Here is an 8,135-nt window from a genome sequence, read left to right on the forward strand (position 1 = left end):
CTCTATGGGCGTATTATTGAACAGAAAGCTTGATAGGGATAATCGTTCGTTGCTATGCTATCTATCGCCATGGACTATCGTGGCGATGGAGGATGAATAATGAATATTCGCGATCTTGAATACCTGGTAGCGCTCGCCGAACACCGCCACTTCCGGCGGGCGGCTGACTCATGCCACGTGAGCCAACCGACGCTCAGCGGACAGATCCGCAAGCTCGAGGATGAACTTGGCGTCATGCTGCTGGAGCGCACCAGCCGTAAGGTTCTGTTTACCCAGGCGGGGCTGTTGCTGGTGGATCAGGCGCGTACCGTGTTACGCGAAGTAAAAGTGCTCAAGGAGATGGCAAGCCAACAAGGGGAAACCATGTCCGGGCCGCTGCACATCGGCTTGATCCCGACAATTGGCCCGTATCTGCTGCCGCAAATCATTCCGATGCTGCACCAAACCTTTCCGAAACTGGAAATGTACCTGCACGAAGCGCAGACCCATCAGCTGCTGGCCCAGCTCGACAGCGGCAAGCTCGACTGCGCCATTCTGGCGCTGGTCAAAGAGAGCGAGGCCTTTATCGAGGTGCCGCTGTTTGATGAGCCGATGATGCTGGCTATCTATGAGGATCACCCGTGGGCGAACCGCGACCGCGTGCCGATGTCGGATCTGGCTGGTGAAAAGCTGCTGATGCTGGAGGATGGCCACTGTCTGCGCGATCAGGCGATGGGCTTTTGCTTTGAAGCGGGAGCGGATGAAGATACCCACTTCCGGGCGACCAGTCTGGAAACGCTACGCAATATGGTGGCGGCAGGCAGCGGCATTACCTTGCTGCCTGCGCTGGCGGTACCGCAGGAAAGAAAACGCGATGGCGTGGTCTATCTGCCATGCATTAAGCCAGAGCCAAGACGAACCATCGGCCTGGTTTACCGTCCGGGCTCACCGCTGCGCAGCCGCTATGAACATCTGGCGGAGGCCATCCGCGGTACGATGGATGGCCATTTCGACAAGGCGTTAAAACAGGCGGTTTAAGCCGTTCAGCGCGGCGACCCGATACGCTTCCGCCATGGTCGGGTAGTTAAAGGTGGTGTTGACGAAGTACTCAATGGTGTTACCACCACCTTTCTGCTCCATGATCGCCTGGCCGATGTGAATGATTTCGGCTGCGCGTTCGCCAAAGCAGTGAATGCCGAGGATCTCCTTGGTCTCCCGATGGAACAGGATCTTCAGGGTTCCCACGCTCATGCCAACGATTTGCGCCCGTGCCAGGTGTTTAAACTGGGCGCGACCCACCTCATACGGCACTTTCATTGCCGTCAGCTGCTGCTCGGTTTTCCCGACGGAGCTGATTTCCGGAATGGTGTAGATCCCGGTGGGGATATCTTCAATCAGATGCGCTGAAGCTTCGCCTTTCACCAGCGCCTGGGCGGCAATGCGCCCTTGATCGTAAGCGGCAGAAGCCAGGCTTGGATAGCCGATGACATCGCCAACCGCATAGACGTGCGGGAGGGCGGTCTGGTACATGCTGTTGACCTTCAGCTGGCCGCGGCTGTCAGTCTGCAGACCGATGTTTTCCAGCGCCAGGGTGTCGGTATTGCCGGTGCGCCCGTTGGCGTACAGCAGGCAATCGGCCTTCAGCTTTTTGCCGGACTTCAGGTGCATGATCACGCCGTCATCCACACCCTCAATTTTCTCATACTCCTCGTTGTGGCGAATGACCACGCCGCTGTTCCAGAAGTGATAAGAGAGCGAGTCTGACATCTCCTGATCGAGGAAGGCCAGCAGACGATCGCGGGTGTTGATCAGATCGACCTTCACCTCCATGCCGCGGAAGATCGACGCATATTCGCAACCGATCACCCCGGCGCCGTAAATGATCACGTGGCGCGGCTCATGCTGCAGGCTGAGAATTGAATCGCTGTCATAGATGCGCGGGTGGTGGAAATCGACATCGGCCGGATGGTAGGGACGTGACCCGCAGGCGATAACGAATTTCTCCGCGGTCACCGTCTCGACCGTGCCGTCATGGCATTCCAGCGCCAGAGTATGTTCATCAACGAAGTGCGCGTTGCCCTGCAGAATTTCACAGTGGTTGCGCTCATAGAATCCCTGGCGCATATGAGTCTGCTGGTTGATGACGCTGTCGGCATGGTTGAGGATGTCGGCGAAAGAAGAGCGAAGAAGGCGGGAGTGGTCGCTGTAGAGGGGGTTTTGGTTAAACTCGATAATACGGCTGACGGCATGGCGGAGGGCTTTCGACGGGATGGTGCCCCAGTGGGTGCAACCGCCGCCGACATTATGGTAGCGCTCAATGACGGCAACGCGTACTCCCTGTTTCACCAGCCCCATGGCGGCGCCTTCGCCGCCAGGACCGGAACCAATCACTATTGCATCATAATCCCAAGAGTGTGACATGGCATTACTCACCTGTTTTATACATAAAATAAACACGATGATAACATTCGCTGCGCTTTAACCCAATTATCGTTGTGCTTTTTTGCGGCATAAAAGCAGAAACGGCTCGTAAACAATCATTCACAATCCAGTGCAAACCGATTAGTTTTAATCTCTGGTATAGTGCGAGCAGGGCTATTGGAAGGATTCATACATCGTGATGGGCGTAAGAGCACAACAAAAAGAAAAAACCCGCCGTTCGCTGGTGGAAGCAGCATTCAGCCAACTTAGCGCTGAGCGGAGTTTCGCCAGCCTGAGCTTGCGCGAAGTGGCGCGGGAGGCTGGGATCGCGCCGACGTCCTTTTATCGTCATTTTCGCGATGTCGATGAGTTAGGCCTGACGATGGTCGATGAGAGCGGACTGATGCTGCGCCAACTGATGCGCCAGGCGCGCCAGAGAATTGCTAAAGGCGGCAGCGTGATCCGTACCTCGGTCTCCACCTTTATGGAGTTTATCGGTAACAACCCGAACGCCTTCCGCTTGCTGTTGCGAGAGCGCTCGGGAACCTCTGCGGCGTTTCGCGCCGCCGTCGCGCGCGAGATCCAGCACTTTATCGCGGAACTCGCCGACTATTTAGAACTCGAAAACCATATGCCGCGCGCCTTCACCGAAGCGCAGGCTGAAGCTATGGTCACCATCGTCTTTAGCGCTGGCGCGGAAGCGCTGGATGTCGGCCCTGAACAGCGCCGGCAGCTGGAAGAACGGTTGGTGCTGCAGCTCAGAATGATCTCGAAAGGCGCGTATTACTGGTATCGCCGTGAACAAGAAAAAATGTCACATCATTCCGAATAACGTGAAGGACGAGCAATGAAACACTCAGTTCAAGATAAAGGTACGCTGCTGCTGGCACTGATTGCCGGGTTATCCATTAATGGCGCCTTTGCGGCGCTGTTCAGTTCGATAGTTCCGTTTTCCGTCTTCCCGGTTTTATCCCTGCTGCTGACGGTCTACTGTCTGCATCAGCGCTATCAGAATCGCAGTATGCCCGTTGGGCTTCCGGGCCTGGCCGCCGCCTTTTTTATTCTCGGGGTGCTGTTGTACAGCACCGTCGTGCGTGCGGAGTATCCGGATATCGGCTCTAACTTCTTCCCGGCCGTCCTGTCCGTCGCGATGGTCTTCTGGATCGGTTACAAGATGCGTAACCGCAAAGATACGGCAGCCGAGTAAGCCGCCAACGGTAAAAAACCGGCAATATGACGTTGCCGGTTTTTTTGGCCTATTTCCGGGTCAGCAGGACGCCGCACTCCATGTGATGGGTGTACGGGAACTGATCGAACAGCGCCAGTCGGGTGACGTTGTGCGTCTGGCTTAACGTCTCCAGATTGCGGCACAGCGTTTCCGGGTTGCACGAAATGTACAGAATGCGCGGATAGGCCTGCACCATTTTTTCCGTTTCGCTGTCCAGTCCGCTGCGCGGCGGATCGACGAAAATGGTCTCGCACTGATAGCTCTGCAGATCGATACCCTGCAGCCGGTTGAACTCCCGCACGCCATTCATCGCCTGAGTAAACTCTTCCGCCGCCATGCGGATAATCTGCACGTTGTCGATATGGTTAGCGGCGATGTTGTACTGCGCCGCAGCCACCGACGGTTTGGCGATTTCGGTGGCCAGCACGCGATCAAAATTACGCGCCAGCGCCAGCGAGAAGTTACCGTTGCCGCAGTACAATTCCAGCAGGTCACCGGTCGCCTCTTTGGTGACATCCAGCGCCCACTCCAGCATCTGAATGTTCATGGCCGCGTTCGGCTGGGTAAAGCTGTTTTCCACCTGACGGTAGATCATCTCTCGCCCGCCAACCGGCAGGCGTTCATCTATATAGTCCTGATCGAGCTCGATTTTGGTTTTGGTCGCCCGTCCAATCAGATGCACATTGAGTCCCTGGGCTCGCAGGGCGTCACGCAGCGCCTCCGCTTGCTCACGCCAGGCGTCATCCAGCTTTTTATGATACAGCAGCGAGACGACCGCCTGGTTGCTGAGGGTGGTCAGATAGTCAATCTGGAATAGCTTATGGCGCAGCACGGGATTGTTGCGCACGCCCTCCAGCATGGCGGTCATCAGCTGATTGATAAGCGCGCTGGCTGCCGGAAAGCTGTCAACGCGAATCCGCGACCGGGTCTGCTGATCGAAAATAATATGGTACAGATCGTCGCCATCGTGCCACAGACGGAACTCGGCACGCATACGGTAGTGGCTGACCGGCGAACGAAACACTTCCGGAACCGGCGCGGCAAAAGGCGCCATCATGGTTTGCAAACGGACGACTTTTTCTGCCAGCTGCGCTTCGTATTGTTCGGTAGGAAGGTGTTCGGGGGTCATGATGCATCCTGAATAAAATAAGTACGCGGGGATTGTAGGGAAAGCGCCGGGGATGTCCAGCCTCGAATGTGGCGGGAAATATAATTAGCAGTCTGGACATCTATATGATTCTAATTGTAGCATTCGCCTACCGGTCCTGTGAGTTAAAAGGGAACCCAGTGGAAATCTGGGGCTGACGCGCAGCGGTAAGGAAGGTGAGAAATGAGCGCACTCGGTGCAGACACTGCGGTTAGCCGTGGGAAGTCATTATTTCTTGAAACAGCCTCCAAGCCCGAAGACCTGCCGGAATACGTCGCACTGGGTTTTATCGTCGCGAGCAACTGATAAAACCTGCGGCATCCTTTTTCTGTTTCGGATGCTTTTACAATGATTAAAAAAGCTTCGCTGATGACGGCTTTATCCGTCACGGCATTTTCCGGCTGGGCGCAGGATAGCAATTCAGATACGTTGGTGGTGACAGCAAACCGTTTTCAACAGCCGGTCAATACCGTGCTGGCGCCGACTGATATAGTGACGCGCGATGATATCGACCGCTGGCAGTCCAAAGATTTAAACGATGTCATGCGTCGTCTTCCCGGGGTCGATATTGCCCGCAACGGCGGCATGGGGCAGAGCGCTTCGCTGTATGTTCGGGGGACGGAGGCTCGCCACGTGCTGGTGCTGATCGACGGTGTACCGATGGCGCGTCCGGGGATCTCCAATGGCGTGGATATCAGTCAGATCCCTATCTCACTGGTCCAGCGGGTGGAATACATCCGTGGGCCGCGCTCCGCAGTCTACGGCTCCGGAGCGATCGGCGGGGTGGTGAACATTATCACCATGACCGACGCTGAGCGTTCGCAAATTAACGCCGGCGCGGGGACGAACGGCTATCAGTCCTACGATGGCGCCTTTAACAAGCGGTTTGGCGATACGCTGGTTACCGCTGCCGGCGCCTATCAGACCACCAAAGGGTTTAACGTTCAGCCAAACTCCTCTTATAGTGGCGACAGCGATCGCGACGGCTACCGCAATAAAATGCTGTGGGGCGGGGTACAGCATCAGTTCGATGACAACTTCTCAGGTTTTTTCCGCGGCTATGGTTATTCCGCCAACGCTGATTATGACCAGGGCAACTGGGGCTATGCAGGCGGAAACGATGAAGACCAGTCTTATACCCAGTCCTGGGATACCGGTCTGCACTACCACTCCGGGATTTACTCCTCTCAGCTGATTGCTAACTATCAGCGCATCAAAGATTACAACTACAGCAGCGACGCTGGCCGCTATGCCGCGGGCACCACCCTGGATGATATGGAACAGCGCTATATCCAGTGGGGAAATAATGTTGTGGTGGGCCATGGGGCAGTGAGCGGCGGCGTGGACTGGAAACAAGAGAAGCTGAAATCCAGCGGAACGACCAGTACCGACGTATATAAGCGTGATACCACCGGTCTCTATCTGACGGGCCAGCAGCAGATTGATAGCGTGACGCTGGAAGCTTCCGGCCGTGAGGATCATGACGAGCAGTTTGGCTGGCACGGAACCTGGCAGACGGCGGCAGGCTGGGAGTTTATCGACGGTTATCGGACAACGCTTTCGTACGGCACAGGATTCCTCGCCCCCTCCCTCGGGCAGCAGTATGGCGCAGAACGCTTTGGCATCGCCTCTAACCCGAACCTGAAACCCGAGGAGTCGAAGCAATGGGAAGTGGGCCTCGAAGGGTTAACGGGGCCGCTCGACTGGCGCCTCTCCGCGTATCGCTATGAGATTCAGAACCTCATCGATTACGACAACAACGCCTATTACAACGTCAAGTCTGCGACGATCAAGGGGCTGGAGTGGACGGGGAATGTCACCACCGGGCCGGTGGAGCACCATCTGACGCTGCAGTATGTTGACCCTCGCGATGATGAAACCAACAAGATCCTCTATCGCCGGGCGAAGCAGCAGGTGAAATACGAGCTGAACGGTCAGGTCTACGATCTGGGATGGGATGTGACGTATCACTACATCGGCAAGCGTTACGATTATGACTACGACAACTCGCGTACCGTCAATATGGGTGGGTTGAGTCTCTGGGATGTCGGTTTATCGTATCCCGTCACCTCACACCTGACAGTTCGTGGTAAAATAGCCAATCTGTTCGATAAAGATTACGAGACAGTTTATGGCTACCAATCTGCAGGACGGGAATACACCTTGTCTGGCAGCTACACCTTCTGATCCACGTCCCACCGTGCTGGTGTTTGATTCCGGCGTCGGTGGGTTGTCGGTTTATAATGAGATTCGGCAGCTTCTGCCGAATCTGCATTACATCTATGCTTTCGATAACGTCGCTTTCCCGTACGGTGAGAAGAGCGAGGAGTTTATCGTTGAGCGCGTTGTTGAAATCGTGACTGCCGTTCAGCAACGCTATCCACTGGCGCTGGCGGTGATCGCCTGCAACACCGCCAGTACCGTCTCGCTACCCGCCCTGCGTGAAAAGTTCGCCTTCCCTGTCGTTGGCGTGGTGCCGGCGATTAAGCCCGCCGCCCGCTTAACGGCGAACGGTATTGTTGGCCTGCTGGCGACCCGCGGTACCGTTAAGCGTCCTTATACCCGTGAGCTGATCGACCGCTTTGCCAATGAATGTCGGATTGAAATGCTGGGGTCGGCGGAGCTGGTGGAACTGGCGGAAGCGAAACTGCACGGCGAGCCTGTGCCGTTAGAAGAGCTGCGCCGTATCCTGCGCCCGTGGCTGCGGATGCAGGAGCCGCCGGATACGGTGGTGCTGGGCTGTACCCACTTTCCTCTTTTACAGGAGGAGCTGCAGCGCGTTCTGCCGGAAGGTACGCGACTGATCGATTCTGGCGCGGCGATTGCCCGCCGCACCGCCTGGCTGTTGGAGCATGAAGCACCGGATGCGAAGTCCAGTGACGAGAATAAGGCATTCTGCATGGCGCTGACGGCAGAAACGGAACAACTTTTACCCGTTCTGCATCGCTATGGTTTCCCAACGCTGGAAAAATTACCGCTTTAAGGGTGTTTTGCACAAAAAAGAGACGGTTGAATAATTTTTTGAAAACAGGGCTTGTCAACGTCTCAGAACTCCCTATAATGCGCCTCCACTGACACGGAACAACGGCAAGCAAGCCGCCGGGTCAGCAGGGTTTCGGCGGTGAAGTTCAACGCTGAAAACCGACAGAGAAAAGCAAAATAAGCGCTTGACTCTGCATGAGGAAAACGTATTATACGGGACCTCGCAACGGTGAGCTGAAAGCCGCGTTGCAACTGCTCTTTAACAATTTATCAGACAATCTGTGTGGGCACTCAAAGTGACATGGATTCTTAATGTCTTCGGACAATAAATGAATACCAAGTCTCTGAGTGAACATACGTAATTCATTACGAAGTTTA

The 8,135-nt window shown here is 55.6% G+C and carries 7 protein-coding genes and 1 riboswitch; of the genes, 5 read left to right on the top strand and 2 right to left on the bottom strand.

The window, feature by feature from the left end:
* Positions 1–99: 99 nt before the first annotated feature.
* Positions 100–1,017: a DNA-binding transcriptional regulator OxyR gene (gene oxyR / locus CWM58_RS24890; RefSeq protein WP_008807853.1), complete on the top strand. Its 918-nt coding sequence runs from the start codon at positions 100–102 to the stop codon at positions 1,015–1,017.
* Here oxyR and sthA read toward each other — a convergent pair.
* Positions 1,000–2,400 carry a Si-specific NAD(P)(+) transhydrogenase gene (gene sthA, locus CWM58_RS24895; protein ID WP_032731557.1) on the bottom strand — a complete coding sequence of 467 codons (1,401 nt, stop codon included), beginning with the start codon at positions 2,398–2,400 and terminating at the stop codon, positions 1,000–1,002. The genes oxyR and sthA overlap by 18 nt on opposite strands.
* Before the next feature lie 196 nt (positions 2,401–2,596).
* On the opposite strand from sthA, the gene fabR reads away from it, so the two are divergent.
* Together fabR and CWM58_RS24905 are read left to right on the top strand one after the other, a co-directional pair.
* Positions 2,597–3,232, top strand: a complete 636-nt coding sequence (gene fabR / locus CWM58_RS24900; protein ID WP_004151856.1) for an HTH-type transcriptional repressor FabR — start codon at positions 2,597–2,599, stop codon at positions 3,230–3,232.
* A gap of 15 nt (positions 3,233–3,247) precedes the next feature.
* Positions 3,248–3,607, top strand: coding sequence for a YijD family membrane protein (locus CWM58_RS24905; RefSeq protein ID WP_061156223.1), 360 nt, complete (start codon positions 3,248–3,250; stop codon positions 3,605–3,607).
* Between the two features lie 49 nt (positions 3,608–3,656).
* Here CWM58_RS24905 and trmA read toward each other — a convergent pair whose 3' ends face one another.
* Positions 3,657–4,757, bottom strand: coding sequence for a tRNA (uridine(54)-C5)-methyltransferase TrmA (gene trmA / locus CWM58_RS24910; RefSeq protein WP_016162059.1), 1,101 nt, complete (start codon positions 4,755–4,757; stop codon positions 3,657–3,659).
* A 114-nt stretch (positions 4,758–4,871) separates the two neighbouring features.
* Positions 4,872–5,059: riboswitch (cobalamin riboswitch) on the top strand.
* Between the two features lie 64 nt (positions 5,060–5,123).
* Here trmA and btuB point away from each other — a divergent pair.
* On the top strand, positions 5,124–6,962 hold the full coding sequence (gene btuB / locus CWM58_RS24915) for a TonB-dependent vitamin B12 receptor BtuB (protein WP_100682029.1): 1,839 nt from the start codon (positions 5,124–5,126) through the stop codon (positions 6,960–6,962).
* Positions 6,907–7,758, top strand: coding sequence for a glutamate racemase (gene murI / locus CWM58_RS24920; RefSeq protein WP_008807849.1), 852 nt, complete (start codon positions 6,907–6,909; stop codon positions 7,756–7,758). Before btuB ends, murI begins: the two co-directional genes overlap by 56 nt.
* The last annotated feature ends 377 nt before the right edge of the window (positions 7,759–8,135 follow it).

Origin of the sequence: Klebsiella sp. H-Nf2, assembly GCF_002806645.1 — a bacterium.
Lineage (GTDB): Bacteria > Pseudomonadota > Gammaproteobacteria > Enterobacterales > Enterobacteriaceae > Klebsiella > Klebsiella variicola.

Coding starts and splice junctions, on each gene's coding strand:
- oxyR (WP_008807853.1), top strand. CDS start 100: ATGAATATTCGCGATCTTGAATACCTGGTAGCGCTCGCCGAACACCGC.
- sthA (WP_032731557.1), bottom strand. CDS start 2,400: ATGTCACACTCTTGGGATTATGATGCAATAGTGATTGGTTCCGGTCCT.
- CWM58_RS24905 (WP_061156223.1), top strand. CDS start 3,248: ATGAAACACTCAGTTCAAGATAAAGGTACGCTGCTGCTGGCACTGATT.
- trmA (WP_016162059.1), bottom strand. CDS start 4,757: ATGACCCCCGAACACCTTCCTACCGAACAATACGAAGCGCAGCTGGCA.
- btuB (WP_100682029.1), top strand. CDS start 5,124: ATGATTAAAAAAGCTTCGCTGATGACGGCTTTATCCGTCACGGCATTT.
- murI (WP_008807849.1), top strand. CDS start 6,907: ATGGCTACCAATCTGCAGGACGGGAATACACCTTGTCTGGCAGCTACA.